The 14,893-nt window shown below is 71.7% G+C and carries 14 protein-coding genes; 1 reads left to right on the top strand and 13 read right to left on the bottom strand.

Translation table 11 applies throughout. The annotated features are described in order from the left end of the window. Positions 1-11: 11 nt before the first annotated feature. The 6 genes from recN to ftsZ form a co-directional block, all read right to left on the bottom strand. Positions 12-1,709: a DNA repair protein RecN gene (gene recN, locus ACE3Q8_RS02650; RefSeq protein ID WP_374468652.1), complete on the bottom strand. Its 1,698-nt coding sequence runs from the start codon at positions 1,707-1,709 to the stop codon at positions 12-14. Positions 1,710-1,748: 39 nt separating this feature from the next. Then, entirely contained in the window at positions 1,749-2,687 is a 939-nt protein-coding gene (locus ACE3Q8_RS02645) for an outer membrane protein assembly factor BamD (RefSeq protein ID WP_374468881.1), read from the bottom strand. Positions 2,688-2,824: 137 nt separating this feature from the next. Next, the gene (locus ACE3Q8_RS02640; protein ID WP_374468650.1) at positions 2,825-3,433 is read right to left on the bottom strand and encodes an MSMEG_1061 family FMN-dependent PPOX-type flavoprotein; all 609 of its coding nucleotides are present in this window, start codon (positions 3,431-3,433) and stop codon (positions 2,825-2,827) included. Positions 3,434-3,510: 77 nt separating this feature from the next. Then, complete coding sequence (gene lpxC, locus ACE3Q8_RS02635) at positions 3,511-4,419, bottom strand: UDP-3-O-acyl-N-acetylglucosamine deacetylase (protein ID WP_374468648.1); 909 nt, start codon at positions 4,417-4,419, stop codon at positions 3,511-3,513. Between the two features lie 170 nt (positions 4,420-4,589). Further along, positions 4,590-4,805 (bottom strand): hypothetical protein, encoded by a 216-nt coding sequence (locus ACE3Q8_RS02630; RefSeq protein WP_374468646.1) that lies wholly within the window; start codon positions 4,803-4,805, stop codon positions 4,590-4,592. Positions 4,806-4,891: 86 nt separating this feature from the next. Next, positions 4,892-6,370, bottom strand: a complete 1,479-nt coding sequence (ftsZ, locus tag ACE3Q8_RS02625) for a cell division protein FtsZ (RefSeq protein WP_374468644.1) — start codon at positions 6,368-6,370, stop codon at positions 4,892-4,894. Between the two features lie 308 nt (positions 6,371-6,678). Between ftsZ and ACE3Q8_RS02620 the strand changes: the two genes are divergently transcribed. Continuing rightward, entirely contained in the window at positions 6,679-7,167 is a 489-nt protein-coding gene (locus ACE3Q8_RS02620) for a hypothetical protein (RefSeq protein ID WP_374468642.1), read from the top strand. 2 nt (positions 7,168-7,169) lie between these two features. Here the strand turns inward: ACE3Q8_RS02620 and ftsA are convergent, their stop codons facing one another. From ftsA to murC, 7 genes are all read right to left on the bottom strand, one after another. Continuing rightward, entirely contained in the window at positions 7,170-8,507 is a 1,338-nt protein-coding gene (ftsA, locus tag ACE3Q8_RS02615) for a cell division protein FtsA (protein ID WP_374468640.1), read from the bottom strand. 10 nt (positions 8,508-8,517) lie between these two features. Next, on the bottom strand, positions 8,518-9,420 hold the full coding sequence (locus tag ACE3Q8_RS02610; RefSeq protein WP_374468638.1) for a cell division protein FtsQ/DivIB: 903 nt from the start codon (positions 9,418-9,420) through the stop codon (positions 8,518-8,520). Next, entirely contained in the window at positions 9,356-10,294 is a 939-nt protein-coding gene (locus ACE3Q8_RS02605; RefSeq protein ID WP_374468880.1) for a D-alanine--D-alanine ligase, read from the bottom strand. The genes ACE3Q8_RS02610 and ACE3Q8_RS02605 overlap by 65 nt, the downstream gene beginning before the upstream one ends. Positions 10,295-10,329: 35 nt before the next feature. Then, positions 10,330-11,706: a M20/M25/M40 family metallo-hydrolase gene (locus tag ACE3Q8_RS02600; protein ID WP_374468636.1), complete on the bottom strand. Its 1,377-nt coding sequence runs from the start codon at positions 11,704-11,706 to the stop codon at positions 10,330-10,332. Positions 11,707-11,808: 102 nt separating this feature from the next. Beyond that, the gene (locus ACE3Q8_RS02595) at positions 11,809-12,417 is read right to left on the bottom strand and encodes a methyltransferase domain-containing protein (protein WP_374468634.1); all 609 of its coding nucleotides are present in this window, start codon (positions 12,415-12,417) and stop codon (positions 11,809-11,811) included. Positions 12,418-12,435: 18 nt separating this feature from the next. After that, positions 12,436-13,359 (bottom strand): UDP-N-acetylmuramate dehydrogenase, encoded by a 924-nt coding sequence (murB, locus tag ACE3Q8_RS02590; protein WP_374468632.1) that lies wholly within the window; start codon positions 13,357-13,359, stop codon positions 12,436-12,438. Beyond that, positions 13,356-14,777: a UDP-N-acetylmuramate--L-alanine ligase gene (gene murC / locus ACE3Q8_RS02585; protein ID WP_374468630.1), complete on the bottom strand. Its 1,422-nt coding sequence runs from the start codon at positions 14,775-14,777 to the stop codon at positions 13,356-13,358. The genes murB and murC overlap by 4 nt, the downstream gene beginning before the upstream one ends. Positions 14,778-14,893 lie beyond the last annotated feature (116 nt).

Here is a 14,893-nt window from a genome sequence, read left to right as displayed (position 1 = left end):
GGTCGCCCGGATCACGCCCCGATGAGCGCCCGGGCGGCGGCGCGGGCCGCGTCGGTGATCTGAGCGCCGGCGAGCATGCGGGCGATCTCCTCCTCTCGGTCGGCGGCCGGGAGGATCTCGACGGCGGTGCGGATGCGCTCGGCGTCGCCCGCCTTGGAGATGCGCCAGTGGGCCTCGGCGCGCGCGGCCACCTGCGGCGAATGGGTGACCACCAGCACCTGGGCGTTGGTCGCCAGCTTCTTGAGGCGCAGGCCGACCGCGTCGGCCACCGCGCCGCCGACACCCTGGTCGACCTCGTCGAAGATCATCAGCGGCTGCGGCCCCCCGCCACGGCCGGCGAGCGCGGCCTTCAGGGCGAGCGCGAAGCGGGCGAGCTCGCCCCCCGAGGCGATGGCGCCCAGGTCGCCGAACGGCGCGCCCGGGTTGGTGGCGATCTCGAAGGCCACGCGGTCTAGACCCGCAGGACCCGCGCGATCCTCCGCCAGCGGCTCCACGGCCACCCGGAAACGCGCCTTCTCGAGCTTGAGCGGCGCGAGCTCGGCCATCACGGCGTCGGCCAGGCGCTCGCCGGCGGCCCGGCGGGCGCCGGTGAGCTCGCCGGCCGCGCCGAGATAGGCCTGCCGCGCAGACGCCAGCGCCGCCTCGGCCGCCTTCAGCTCGTCCTCGGAGGACTCCACCGCGCGCAGCCGCTCGGCGAAGCGCGCGCGCAGCAGCGGCAACTCCTCCACGGCGACGTTCAGCTTGCGGGCGAGGCCCCGCAGGTCAAACAGCCGTTCCTCGGTCTTCTCCAGCCGGTCTGGTTCGAACTCGAAGGCCTCGGCGGCGGCGTCGATGGCGGCCTCCGCCTCCCCGGCCTCGATCAGCACGCGGTCGAGCGCCTCGGAGGCCTGGCTGAGCCGGCTGACGGCCGCCCCATCCGCGGCGGCGCCGGCGGTGACGGCCCGCTCGCGCGCGCGCTCGAGTGCGCGGATGGCGGACGCCACCTTGGGCCCGAGCCCGTCGAAGGTCTCGCGCGCCTGGGAGATGTCGGACAGCGCCTTCTCGGCCGCCCCCAGCACCGCGCGTTCCTCCGCCAGGCGGGTCTCCTCCCCCTCCTTGGGATCCAGGCGGTCGAGTTCGGCGAGCCGAAGCTGCAGCTCCTCGGTCTCGGCGGCCGACCGGCTCACCGCCTCGCGGAGCGCGTCCACGCGATCGCGCGCCTCGCGCCAGCCGCGCCAGCGCTCGGCGACGAGCGCGGCGGGGCGCGAGAGGTCCCCATAGGCGTCGAGCAGCGGCCGGTGGGTGCGGGCGTCCAGCAGGCCCACCGTCTCGTGCTGCCCGTGCACCTCGAGCAGTTGCTCGCCGATCTCCTTGAGCACGCCGACGCCGGTGGCCTGGTCGTTCACGAAGGCGCGGCTGCGGCCGTCGGCCGCCAGCGTCCGGCGCAGCACCAGGTCCTCGTCGCGGGCGTAGGAGAGCCCCTTCTCTTCCAGGAGGTCCCACACAGGATGATCGGCGGCCGGCGCAAAGACCGCGGACACCGCCGCCTGCTGGGCGCCGCGGCGAACGAGGCCTGCGTCGGCGCGGGCCCCGGTGGCGAGGCCGAGCGCGTCCAGGATGATCGACTTGCCGGCCCCGGTCTCGCCGGTGAGCGCAGTGAGGCCCGGCCCGATGGACAGGTCCAGGGCCTCGATCAGAACGACGTCGCGGATCCAGAGTCCGATGAGCACGGGAGCGAAGATCGCCCGGAATCAGGTGGTGCGGAAGTCTTAGTTGTTCGCCTTAGGTTCCGTCGCAGCCGCATCCGTCGCGGTGACGGCGGGCTCGGCGGCCGAAACGGAGGCCGGCGGCCGGATCGTCTCGGATTTGTCCTTCCGGAACGGCAGTCGCAGGAAGCCGCGGCGGCCGGAGGCGCCGGTGGGTTCCACCGCCGGGCGCAGGCCACGGGACGTGAGCAGCTTGTAGGCGTCGCCGTACCAGGCATCGCCCGGGAAGTTGTGGCCGAGCACCGCGCCATTGCGCTTGGCCTCGTCCATCAGGCCGAGCGTCAGATACGACTCCACGAGGCGGTAGAGCGCTTCCGGCGTGTGGCTGGTGGTCTGGTACCGGTCGACGACGGTGCGGAACCGGCCGATGGCGGCCAGCGTGTCGCCGTTGCGAAGGTACCAGCGCCCGATGGTCATCTCCTTGCCGGCCAACTGGTCGTTGACCATGTCGATCTTCAGGCGGGCGTCGGAGGCGTATTCGGTGGTCGGATAGCGCTGGACCACCTCGCGGAGGTTGGCGAGCGCCTGGCCGGTGGCCGCCTGGTCCCGGCCCACGTCCACGATCTGTTCGAAGTAGCAGATCGATTTGATGTAGTGGGCGTAGGCCGCCGCCGGGTTGCCCGGATAGAGCTGGATGAACCGATCGGCGTCGGCGATGGCCTCGGGGTAGTCGTTCGACTGGTAGTGGGCGAACGCCTGCATCAGGATCGCGCGGCGCGACCACTCCGAGTACGGGTGCTGCCGCTCGACTTCCTGGAAGTAGTTCACCGCCTGATCCCACTGACGGCGGTCAAGCCGGTCCGCGCCGGTGGCGTAGAGCAGCTCCACCGGGCGCTCTTCATAGGCCAGCCGCGGCTTCTTCTGGCGGCCGGCGCATCCGGTCAGGGCAAGGGCGCAGACGCCGGCCACGAGAACCGGACGAGCCCACGAATTGCGAAGCAGAGACACCTTCACCTCAAACGGACAGACGCGCGCCCCCACGCGAGGAGTCGCTTCTAAACCACGCCGGGCGGCCCGGGCAAACGGAACCACCCCCCGCAGGGCTCCATGCCGCGGGAAAGCGGCGGCCGTAGGGCGGCTCAGAGGCTCTCCCGGAGCTGCGCCACCTGTTCCTCGTGGGTGGCGGCGGGCTTCGGCAACCCGATCTGGTCACTGACCATCTCGGCGAGCGACGGGAAGGCGGAGCGTTCGATGCGATGGCTGTCGCCCCAGAGGTCGGCGCGCATCAGCGCCTTCGGACAGTGCAGGAAGGCCTCCCGGACGGCGACCTTGAGCACCGACCGCGGCGGCTTGCCGAACTCCACGAAGGCTTCGGCCAGACTCTCGTCCTCGATCAGCTCGGCCCGGCCGTTCACCCGATAGACGTCGTCCATGCCGGGGATCATGAACATCATGCCGATCTCACCGGTGTCGGCGATGTTCTTCAGGCTGTCGATCCGGTTGTTGCCCGGCCGGTCGGGCAGGAACAGCGCCTTGCCGGCCTCGTCCACCTTGACGAAGCCCGGGCCGCCGCCCCGCGGCGACACGTCCACGCCGCCCTGCCCCACCGTGCCGATCACCACGAAGGGCGACAGGCCGATGAAGCGACGGCCGTGCGCGTCGACGTGGTCTATGGCCTTGGCCACGGTGAAGGGATGCGGTGGCTTGTAGAGCCTGCCCAGCGCAGCCTGCATCGGTTCGTCGGACATGGCGGCCTCCTGCGGGACCAGGAGACACTAGTTGCGAACGCCTCGCAACTTTTATCCCGACCTGGCGCGCCCGCCGCTCAGACGGCCTCGGCCAGGTGGTGCACGAGGGTGCGCATGCGCCAGGCGTCCGGACGCGCGAGCAGGGCCCGGACGAGTTGGTTGTTGACCGCGTGGCCTGCCAATTCGCCCTCGAAGCGGCCGATGATCGGGCTGCCCAGGACGAAGAGGTCGCCGATGGCGTCCAGCGCCTTGTGGCGGACGAACTCGTCTGGCCGGCGAAGGCCCTCCGGGTTCAGCACCCTGTCGCCCTCGATCACCACGACGTTGTCCATGCTGCCGCCACGCGCGAGGCCCATGGCCCGCAGGGCCTCGACCTCATGGAGGAAGCCGAAGGTGCGGCAGTCGGCCAGCTCGCGCCGGAAGGCCGGGCCGTCCATGGCCATGTCGATCTTCTGGACGCCGATGGCGGCGGTGGGGAAGCGGATCTCGAAGGCCACCTCGAAGCGGCCGGCCGGCTTGAGCGCGGCGCGCTTGTCGCCGTCCACGACCTCGATGGGCTCCAGGATCTCGATGTAGCGGCGCGGCGCCTCCTGGGCGCGGCGGCCGGCCCGGTCGAGGATGCGCACGAACGGCTCGGACGAGCCGTCCATGATCGGCATCTCGGGCCCGTCCAGCTCGACGACGGCGTTGTCGATCCCGAGCATGGCGAAGGCCGCCATCAGGTGCTCGATGGTCGAGACGGTGACGCCGGCGGCGTTGCCGATCACGGTGCCGAGCTGCGTCTTGCAGACCGCCTCGCCGGTGGCGGGCACTCGGTTGTCGCGGTCGGCCACGTCGGAGCGGACGAACACGATCCCATGGTCGGCGGGCGCCGGGCGAACGTCCACGCGCACGTGCGCGCCCGTGTGCACGCCGACGCCGGCGAAGAGCGCCGGGGCCCGGAGCGTGTGCTGGAACGCCCGGTCTTGGAAAGCGTCTGCGGCCAAGGGGACCTTCCTGTACTCGTGCCAGCGACCTTTCGGCCGCACTACGTCCCAACGTCTGGCTAAGGCGATTGCCGCACCGCAGCAAAACACTTGCTGTTTCGCTTTGTTTCGGTTCGGGACAGTGCGCGGCAGAGCCGTTCGGGTCCGCGGTGGACAGGCCTGCCGCCTCGTCAGGCCTCGTAGCGCGCCGCGCCGATCAGCGCCTGAGAACGGTCGTGGACGGAGACCACCGCCGCCATTCCACCCCGCGTCAGGGCCAGGGCAAGGTTGCGGGCCTGCTCCTCGGCGCGCCGGCCCGACAGGAACATCAGGGGCTGGGTCTCGCCCTCGCAGAGCACCGCCCATCCGCCATCCACCGGGCCAACGGATATCCTGTGCTCAGACATGGCGACCTCCCCGCTCGCTTTCGCGACGGGGAGGAGCCTAGGCCGACCGCCGGTCGCCCGGCATTCACGTTTGTTGGAGCGCAGCCTTAGTTGGCGAGACGGCGCAGGAAGGACGGGATCTCCAGGTCCTCGCCCGCTTCCGGCTGCTCGACCGCCACCGGCGCTTCGGCCGGCAGGGCTCCGCCACGGCTGGCGGTGGCGCGCGGCGCGGGGGCGGGCGCCGGGGCCGCCTGGGCCGGCGCGTCGTAACGGGGGCGGCCGCCGAACAGGCTCAGGAAGCCGCCGCGCGGGCGCCGCGGCTCGTAGGGCTCGGTGAACAGCGGCTCGTCGGCGGAGGTATCCACGGCCGGGTCGATGATGCGGCTGACGGTCGGCGCCGGCGCCGGCTCCGGAGCGGCGGCCACAGGCGCGGCGTAGAGGTCGGCCTGCTCTTCCTCGATCGCCGGGGCGACATAGGGCGCGGGCTCGGGCGCGGCGGCGACCACCGGCTCGGGCGCCGGGGCCGGCGCGGACGCGGCGGCGGGCGCCGTGTCGACGCGCAGCGGCTGGGCCGTGGTGTTCGCGCGGCGCTCGAGGCGCGGCTCGATGGCGGCGATGGAGACGCCGTCCATGCCGGTGGCGACCACCGACACGCGGACCTTGCCGTCGAGGGTCGGGTCGAAGGCGGCGCCGAAGATGATGTTGGCTTCGGGGTCGACCTGCTCGGCGATGGCGTTGGCCGCCTCGTCGACTTCCAGCAGGGTCATGTCGAGGCCGCCGGTGACGTTCACCAGCACGGCCTTGGCGCCCTTCAGCGACACCTCGTCGAGCAGCGGGTTCTGGATGGCGTTCTGGGCGGCCATCAGGGCGCGGTCGTCGCCGGTCGCCTCGCCGGTGCCCATCATCGCCTTGCCCATCTCGGTCATGACCGTGCGGACGTCGGCGAAGTCGAGGTTGATGAGGCCCGGCAGCACCATCAGGTCGGTGATCGAGCGGACGCCCGAGTGCAGGACCTGGTCGGCCATGCCGAAGGCCTCGGCGAAGGTCGTCCGCTCGTTGGCGACGCGGAACAGGTTCTGGTTCGGGATGACGATCAGGGTGTCGACGTAGCGCTGCAGCTCACCGATGCCGGCGTCGGCCAGGCGCATGCGGTGGCGGCCTTCGAAGTGGAAGGGCTTGGTGACGACGCCGACCGTCAGGATGCCGCGCTCGCGAGCGCACTTGGCGATGATCGGCGCGGCGCCGGTGCCGGTGCCGCCGCCCATGCCGGCGGTGATGAAGACCATGTGCGCGCCGTCGAGGTGCTCGCCGATCTCCGGGATCGACTCCTCGGCCGCGTGCATGCCCACTTCCGGGTGCGCGCCGGCGCCCAGGCCCTGGGTCGCCTGCACGCCGAGCTGGATGCGGCGGTCCGTCTTGGCGAACTGGAGCTGCTGGGCGTCGGTGTTGGCGACGACGAACTCAACCCCTTCGAGCCCTGCCTCGATCATGTTGTTCACGGCGTTGCCGCCGGCGCCCCCGACGCCGAACACCACGATCCGCGGCTTCAGTTCTGTCGCCTGCGGAGCTGAGAGAGAAATCGCCATCGGACCCTGCGTCCTTCCCAAAAACCGGCCTGGAGCGCTGGTCGACCCGCCCGGCCAGCGCCTCCTTAAGGATGGGTGAAAATCTGCGCCTTCATCCTTAAGCGAGGGTTAAGGGCATAGCGTGAGTCGTCCGGCGAGCGACCTGCGGCGCCCCCGAAAAATCGGCTTCTTCCACAGGGTGCGGCAGCGAATCCGGCGCTGCGACGCACTGTCTCGCAAGCCGAAGCTCTGCCGTAAAGCTGAACGCCAAGGAACCGCGTTCGTCAACAACCGTTGCCGTGGCGGGGAAACAAGACCTGGAGGGAGAGATGTTCAGGACAGTCCTGGTGGCGGTCTCCGCAGCCGCGCTCGCCGCCTGCTCGACGACAGTCAAGGAAGCGCCCGGAGGCGGCGGCCCCGCCGCGGCCGCCGAGGTGATGAACCTGTCGATCCGCAACGTCAGCGGCTCCGCCACCGCCGAGAAGGTCACGCCGGAGGTGGTGAACTCGTTGGCCGAGGCGATCCGGATCGAGCTGGGCGGCGGCGCGACCGGCGGTCCGCCCGCGGACCTGAGCTTCGTGGTGTCGGACTACCGGGTGGTGGGCAACGCCACGCGGTTCATGGTCGGCGCGCTGGCCGGCAGCAACCGCATGACGGTGGACGTCACGGTGAAGAACCCGTCGGGCAAGGTGCTCCGGCAGTTCTCGGTGACCCGCAGCGCCAACACAATGGGCGTCGGCGCCTTCATGAACCAGAAGGGCAGCCTGATCGGCCAGACCGCCGAGGCCGTCGCGAAGACGGTCCGCGGCGAGAAGTAGCCCTAGAGGTTCTCGCGCAGCCAGGCGGCCGCCTTGGCGACCGGGTTGGCGCGCGGGTCCAGCGGCTCGCGGCGGAGCTTGGCCGAGGCCAGCGCCTTGGCCGAGACGGCTTCCCGCGGGCCGAACGCCGCCCGGTGCAGGATCCCCGCCGCGGCGGTGAACGCCGGGCCGGAGGCGGCGTCGGCGAGGTGCGGCACGCGGCGCGGACGGCCCAGGCGGACCGGCCGGTCGAACACCCGGACCGCCACCTCGCGGACGCCGGCGAGCTGGCTCGCACCGCCCGTCAGCACGAGGCCGGCGCCCGGCTCCACCGGCGCGCCGGAGGCCTTCAGCCGGTCGCGCAGCAGTTCCAGCGTCTCCTCGACGCGCGGCGCGATGATGCCCTTCAGGAGGCTGCGCGGCGCGACCACCGGGCCGGCGCCGGGATCGTCGCCGCGGGGCGGCGCCTCGATCATCTCGCGATCCTCATTGGCCGAGGCGATGGCCGAGCCGTGCAGCGTCTTGATCCGCTCGGCGCCGGCCACCGAGGTGGAGAGCCCCCGCGCGATGTCCTGGGTCACGTGCTGGCCGCCCACCGGCACGGTTTCAACGTGCACGAGCGAGCCGGCGTTGAACACCGCCGCCGAGGTGGAGCCGCCGCCCATGTCGATGCAGACGGCGCCCAGGTCCATCTCGTCCTCCTCCAGCGCGGCGAGCGCGGAGACGAACGGGGCGGCGACGACGCCCTCGAACTGCAGGTGGGCGCGCTCGACGCAGGCGCCCAGCGTCTGGAAGACGGCTTCCGACACCGAGACCACGAGGAGTTCGACGCCGAGCGTGCGGCCGAACATGGCGCGCGGATCGCGGACCCCGCCCTGCCCGTCCACCGACCAGGCGATCGGCAGGATGTGGGCGGCGCGGCGGCCGGGCAGCTTGATCTGGGCCAGCGCGTGGCTGATGGCCCGGACGAGGTCGTTGTCGCCGATCGGACGGGCGCCGAGCGAGACGCGGCCCGCCACGCGCGTGGAGGTGAGCTGGCCGCCGGCGGTGGCGACGGTGACGCCCTGGACGCTCACGCCCGCGACGTTCTCGGCCCGCTCCACCGCCTGGGCGATCGCCTCGGACGCCTCGTCGAGATTGACGATCGAGCCGCCGCGCACGCCGCGCGACTGGACATAGCCCACGCCCGCGGTGGTCAGGGTGCGGTCGCCCCGGCGAACACCTTCAGGCTTCATAATGAAGCAGGTAACCTTCGAGGCGCCGAGGTCCACGGCGGCCACGACCTGCGGTCGCGCGATGGCGGCGCGGAGGCCCTCGCGGCCTTCCTTCTTCTGCTCGACGCGTTGCGCAGCCTTCAACATCAGTCTTCCCTCACGCGCCTTCTGCGACGAGTTGGCCGGCCGGAGCCGCTTGGCGTGGCCGGACGGCGACCACGTCGGGGTTGCGCAGGTCGATCCGCTCGAAGCCGAGCTCGAGGATGTGGCTGCGCTGGTCGAGCTGCTCGAGCTGCATCAGCGCCTCCTCCTCGCCCACGGCGGGGAGCTGGACGATCGAACCGTCCTTCAGCCGCAGGTCCCAGCGGCGGTTGTCGACGCGCACCAGCGCCTCCATCCGTTCCATGAGCCGGGGACGTTGGGCGAGCGTCGGCAGGATGCCGGGCGCCATCTCGGCGGCGCCCAGGCCCACCACCAGCGGCAGGGTCGGGAAGCGGCCGGGGTCGGCCTCAGGGATCGGCTGGCCGCGCTCGTCGATGACCATGGTGCGGCCGTTGTGCTGCCAGACCGCGAGCTGCTTGCGCTCGACCACCGCGATCACGAGGGTGTCGGGCAGCAGGCGCACCACCCGCGCCTCCTTCACCCAGCCCACCTTCTCCACCGACTGGCGGACCCCCTCAAGGTCGAGGCCGAGGACCGGCTGGTCCTTGTAGACGCCGGTGGCGGCGACGATGTCCTGGGTGGCCATGGCCGACGCGCCTTCGACGTGCACGGCGCGCAGGCGGAAGCCCGCCTGGCCGAACCGGCTGTCGACGCCGGCCGAGATGGCGTGGCCGAGCCGCTCGCCGCGGCCGCCCGTCCCGAGCGTCGCCACAACCGCCAGCACCAGCACGCCGGCCGAGGCCGCCAGGGCGACCTTGGGCGAGACGCCGGCGCCATCCAGGCGCGGGCCCGCGGCCGCCGCCGGCCGCTTGGCCGACGGACGCTTCGATGCGTTAGGGGGCGCCTTGCCCAGAGGCTTCGCCTGGGTTTGCGATCCTCCCCGCACCGCCGCGGGCATAGGCGTCCTCCGTAATCCACAAGACCAGGTCGTCGAATCCCACGCCCTGCGCCGCCGCCTGCTCGGGGACGAGCGAGGTGGGCGTCATGCCGGGCTGGGTGTTGACCTCCAAGAGGACCATAATGTCGTTAATGTCGTCATAACGGAGATCGGACCGGGTAACCCCGCGACAACCAAGGGCTGCGTGCGCTCGCTCGGACAGTTCCTTCGCCTTTTCAAGGGCGTGCGGTGGAATCCTGGCGGGGACCACGTGCTCCGAGCCGCCCTCCCCGTACTTGGCTTCGTAGTCGTAGAAGGCGGTTTTCGGCACGATTTCGGTAACCGTCATGGCCTTGCCGTCCATGACGCCCACAGCCAGCTCGAGCCCGCGGATGTAGGGCTCGACCATCACCTCCTCGCCATAGGTCCAGGACGGCGCGACGACCTCCTGCGGCGGGGTGTTGGCGCCCTCGTGGACGATGAACACGCCCACCGAGGAGCCCTCGGCGTTGGGCTTCACAACGTAGGGCGGCTCGATGACATGGCCGGCGGCCACGTCGAAGCGGCTGAACAGCCCGCCGCCGGGCACGGCGACGCCGGCGGCCGCCAGCACGGCCTTGGCCTTGGCCTTGTCCATGGCCAGCGCCGAGGCCAGCACGCCGCAGTGGGTGTAGGGCAGGCCCAGGGTCTCCAGCACGCCCTGGACGCAACCGTCCTCCCCCCACTCCCCATGCAGGGCGTTGAAGCAGACGTCGGGAGCGAGCCTGGCCAGCACCTGGGCCACGTCCCGACCCGCGTCGACCCGGCTGACGCGGGCGCCCAGGCGCTCCAGGGCGTCGGCGCATTCCCGGCCGGAGACCAGGCTCACCTCGCGCTCGGACGAGGGGCCGCCCATCAGGACGGCGACGTGACGGCCAGCAAGGGGAAGGCTCACTTCGCCTCCTTCGGGAACGCGCGGAAATCGATGTCGCTGTTGGCGACGGTGTAGAGGAAGGACGCCCAGACGGCGACGTTCTGCGAGAGCTCCGCCGGGTCGATCTTGTCGAGCGTGTCGTCGGCGGCGTGGTGCAGGTCGAAGTAGCGGCTCATGTCCTGGCTGAAGTCGACGAACGGCGCCCCGGCCGAGGTGATCCCGGCGATGTCGGCGCCGCCGAACCGCGGCGGCTCGCGGCTCACCACCACGTTCAGCGGGACGAGCGCCGCCTCGAAGGCCTTCATGGCCGGGTGGGCCCGGCTGCCGGCCGGCAGGGCGACCGCGAAGACGCGGCCGGCGCCGCTGTCGCTCTCGCCGGCGACGACCATCTTCGGCACCTCGGCGCGGTTGGCGGCGAGGTAGGCGCCCGAGGAGCCCCCCTGCTCTTCCGAGCCCCACATGACGACGCGAAGGGTGCGCTTCGGCGCGCCCATGGCGCCCACCAGCTTGGCCGCGGCGGTCGTGATGGCGATGCCGGCGGCGTCGTCCACCGCGCCCGTGCCCGGATCCCAGGAATCCAGGTGCCCGCCGATGACGATGACCTCGTCCGGCCGCTCGGTCCCGCGGATCTCGCCCACGATGTTGTAGGCCTTGGCCTTGGGGTTGCTGGTCGACTGCATGTCGAGCTTCACGCGCACCGGCTTGCCGCGCGCGACGAGGCGCTCCAGCAGCTCCGCGTCCGGCGTGGAGAGCGCCGCGGCTGGGATCCCCGCGGCCTGGGCGTTGCCGGTGTGCGGCAGGCGGGTGTCGTCCGTGGAGAGCGAGCGGACGAGGTAGCCCACGGCGCCGCGCTTGGCGGCCTCGCGCGGGCCCAGGGTGCGCTGGGCGTTGACGAAGCCGTAGCCGGAGCCGTCCTGGTTCTTCGGCATCCGCTGGGTGACGACGGCGATCTTGCCCTTCAGGCTACCCTCGGGCTGGTCGAGGAAGGCCTGCCAGGAGGTGAACAGAGCGATCTCGGCGGTCAGCCCACCCTTGGGGGTCGAGGCGGAGTTGCCGAGGCCCAGGATGTGCAGCTTCTGCGGGACCGGGCCGACGACCTCGGCGCTCTCCGGACCACGGAACCAGGCCGGGGTGGTGAAGGACTCGACCCGGACGTTGGTGAATCCCAGCTCCCTGAACTTCGCCACGGCCCAGTCGCGGCCGAGCTCCATCGCGGGCGAGCCGGTCATCCGGGGACCGACCTCGGTGGTCAGGGACTCCGCGATGGCCCAGGCGGTGGGATCGGCCAGCGCCCGGTCACGGGCCTGGGCGGCGCCGGCCGCGAGATCCTGGGCGACGGCGGGAGCGGCCAGCACGAGCACGGCGGCCGCGGCGAAGAGGGCTGAGATACGCATCAGGTTCGGGTGCTCCCCCATAAGATTCCCGTCAAGGCGCTCGGATGGCACGGCGGCATGGCGACGCTGTCCAGGCGCGGTGGAGTTTCCAAGGCGGGCGCCTCAGGCCTTGGACAGGGGCAGATGCTGGCGGGCCAGTTCGGCCATGGCCTCGCGCGGGCGCTGCGCCTTGCTGGCCACCGCCCACAGGTCGAACGCGCGCTCGCGGCGCATGTCGGCCACGCTACCGAACCCCGCCTCCAGCAGGAGGGCGCGTAGCACGCGCTGGGTGAAACCCGAGCGGTGCGCCATGAACAGGTTGCCCTGGGCCAGCGCCGGCCGGTGGCCGTAGAGGATGTCCAGCGGCGAGATCGGCCCGGCCGAGGAGTTGTAGGCCGGCTCCAGCAGGCGGTCCTGGGCCACCAGGGCGCAGACCGACTGCAGGTCAGGGCAGGTGAGCACCAGGAAGCCGTCCGGCCGCAGCACCCGCAGGAACTCCTTCAGCGCGATGGGCGCCTCGAAGGGATAGAGGTGTTCGATGTTGTGGCTGGAGAAGATCGCGTCCACCGCCCCGTCCGGCACGGCCGACATGTCGGTCATCGAGCCCACGATGTCCGGCTTCACGGCCGGATCGACGTCGAGACGGATCTCCACCCAGTCGGGGCCCGCGAACCCCCGCGTGGTCTGCGCCTTGCGGGCCGGGCCGCAGCCGACGTGGAGGAAGGTGGGCATGGGCGGCTCCGGATGCGATCAGCCTGGCTTGCCGATGCGCTTGATCTCCCACTCCAGGTCGACCCCGAACCTGGCCTTCACGTCGGCCCGGACGGCCTCGCCGAGGCCCTCCAGGTCGGCGGCGGTGGCCTCGCCGGTGTTGATCAGGAAGTTGGAGTGCAGGGGCGAGAACATGGCGCCGCCGCCCTGGCCGCTGACGCTGAACGGCTTGCCGCGCCAGCCGGCCTCGTCCACCAGCTTCCACGAGGAGTGGCCGGGCGGGTTCTTGAAGGTCGAGCCGCCGGTCTTCTCGCGGATCGGTTGGGTCTTCTCGCGGCGCTCGGTGATCTCGTCCATCCGCTGCTGGATCGCGGCGGGTTCGTCGGGCCGCCCCTCGAACAGGGCGCCCACGAAGATCAGCGGCTCGGCGGCGGCGCGGGCCGACTTGCGGTAGCTGTACCCGAGGTCGGCGTTGGAGAGCGTCAGCCGCTCGCCCGTGCGCGTCAGGGCGTAGGCCTCCACCAGCACGTCCTTGGTCTCCGAGCCGTAACAGCCGGCGTTCATCACCAGGGCGCCGCCGACAGAGCCCGGGACGCCGCGGTAGAACTCGAGCCCGGCGATCCCCGCCTTGCCGGCCTCGCGGGCCAGGGTGGCGTCCAGCACCGCCGCGCCGGCGAAGATACGGTTGTCGCCGCGCGGCTCGACGCGGGCGAACGCCTTGCCCAGGCGGATCACCACGCCCTCCACTCCGCCGTCGCGCACCAGGGTGTTGGAGCCGACGCCCAGCACCGTCAGCGGCGTGTCGGCCGGCAGCGCCTTGAGGAAGGCGGCGAGGTCGTCCTCGTCCTCCGGCAGGAAGATCACCTCGGCCGGCCCGCCGACGCGGAACCAGGTGAAGGGCCCGAGCGGCTCGTCGCGCAGCAGCTTGCCGCGCACGGCGGGGAGATGGTCCTTCCAGCTCATTCCGCCGCCTGCCCCAGGGCGTCCAGTTCGCCCGGCAGGGCGTAGGCCCAGCCGGTGATGTCGCCGGCCCCCAGCAGGACGACCACGTCGCCCGGCTTGGCCTCCTCGCGGACCAGGGCGGCGAGCGCCTGGGGCGAGGCCAGAGGCAGGGCGCGGCGATGGCCCCAGCGGTGCAGGCCGGCCACCAGGGCGTCGCGGTCGACACCTTCGATCGGCGCTTCACCGGCCGCGTAGACGTCGGCGACGATCACCGTGTCAGCGTCGTTGAAGCAGGCGCAGAAGTCGTCGAACAGGTCCCGCAGGCGCGTGTAGCGGTGCGGCTGGACCACAGCCACGACCTTGCCTTCGGTCACGGCGCGGGCCGCCTTCAGCACCGAGGCGATCTCGACGGGGTGGTGGCCGTAGTCGTCGACGATCCGGACGCCGCCCGCCACCCCGGTGGTGGTGAACCGCCGCTTCACGCCGCCGAACCCGGCCAGGCCCTTACGGATGGCGTCGGGCGCCACGCCGAGCTCATGGGCCACGGCCACGGCGGCGAGCGCGTTCAGCACGTTGTGCTGGCCGGTCATCGGCAGGCGCAGGTCGTCGAAGCTGATGAAGTCCCGCTCGCGCGGCTGGATGACCACGGAGAACTTCGCGCCCTCGGGCCCCATGGAGATGTTGTGGGCGCGGACCTCGGCCTGGGGGTTCACGCCGTAGGTGACGAGCCGGCGGTTCTCCACCCGGGCGGCCATGGCCTGGACCTCGGGATGGTCGATGCAGACCGCGGCGAAGCCGTAGAAGGGGATGTTCTCGACGAAATCGCGGAAGGCCTTCTTCACCGCCTCGAAGTCCCCGTAGTGGTCGAGGTGCTCGGGGTCGATGTTGGTGACCACGGCGGCGGTGGACTTCAGCTTCAGGAAGGTGCCGTCGCTCTCGTCGGCCTCGACGACGATCCAGTCGCCGGCGCCGACCTTGGCGTTCGTGCCATAGGCGTTGATGATCCCGCCGTTGACCACGGTGGGGTCGAGCCCGCCGGCGTCCAGCAGGGCGGCGATCATCGAGGTGGTGGTGGTCTTGCCGTGGGTGCCGCCGACCGCCACCGAGAACTGCAGGCGCATCAGCTCGGCCAGCATCTCCGCCCGGCGGACCAGCGGCAGGCGCCGCTCACGGGCGGCGACCATCTCCGGATTGTCCGCCTTCACCGCCGTGGAATAGACGACCGCGTAGGCGCCCTCGACATTGGCCGCGTCGTGGCCGACGAAGATCTTCGCCCCGAGCTTCTCCAGCCGCTCGGTGTTGGCGCTCGCCTTCGCGTCGGAGCCCTGCACCTGGTAGCCGGTGCGCAGCATGATCTCGGCGATGCCGCTCATGCCGATGCCGCCGATGCCGACGAAGTGCACGGGGCCGATCTCGAAGGGGACGGGGCGTCGATTCATGGAGTCGGCATAAGCGCAAAGGCCCGCACGTGGAAGGGGGCCGCGCCGAAGTCGCTCCCCGGTCGGGGGAGTTGTCGGCGGAGCCGACGGAGGGGGCTGAACCGGGCGTCTGGGCG

Source organism: Phenylobacterium sp. (genome assembly GCF_041913825.1).
In the GTDB taxonomy this organism is placed as follows: Bacteria; Pseudomonadota; Alphaproteobacteria; order Caulobacterales; family Caulobacteraceae; genus Phenylobacterium.
Note: the sequence above shows the minus strand (reverse complement) of the source record. Positions and strands in the feature narration are given on the sequence as shown.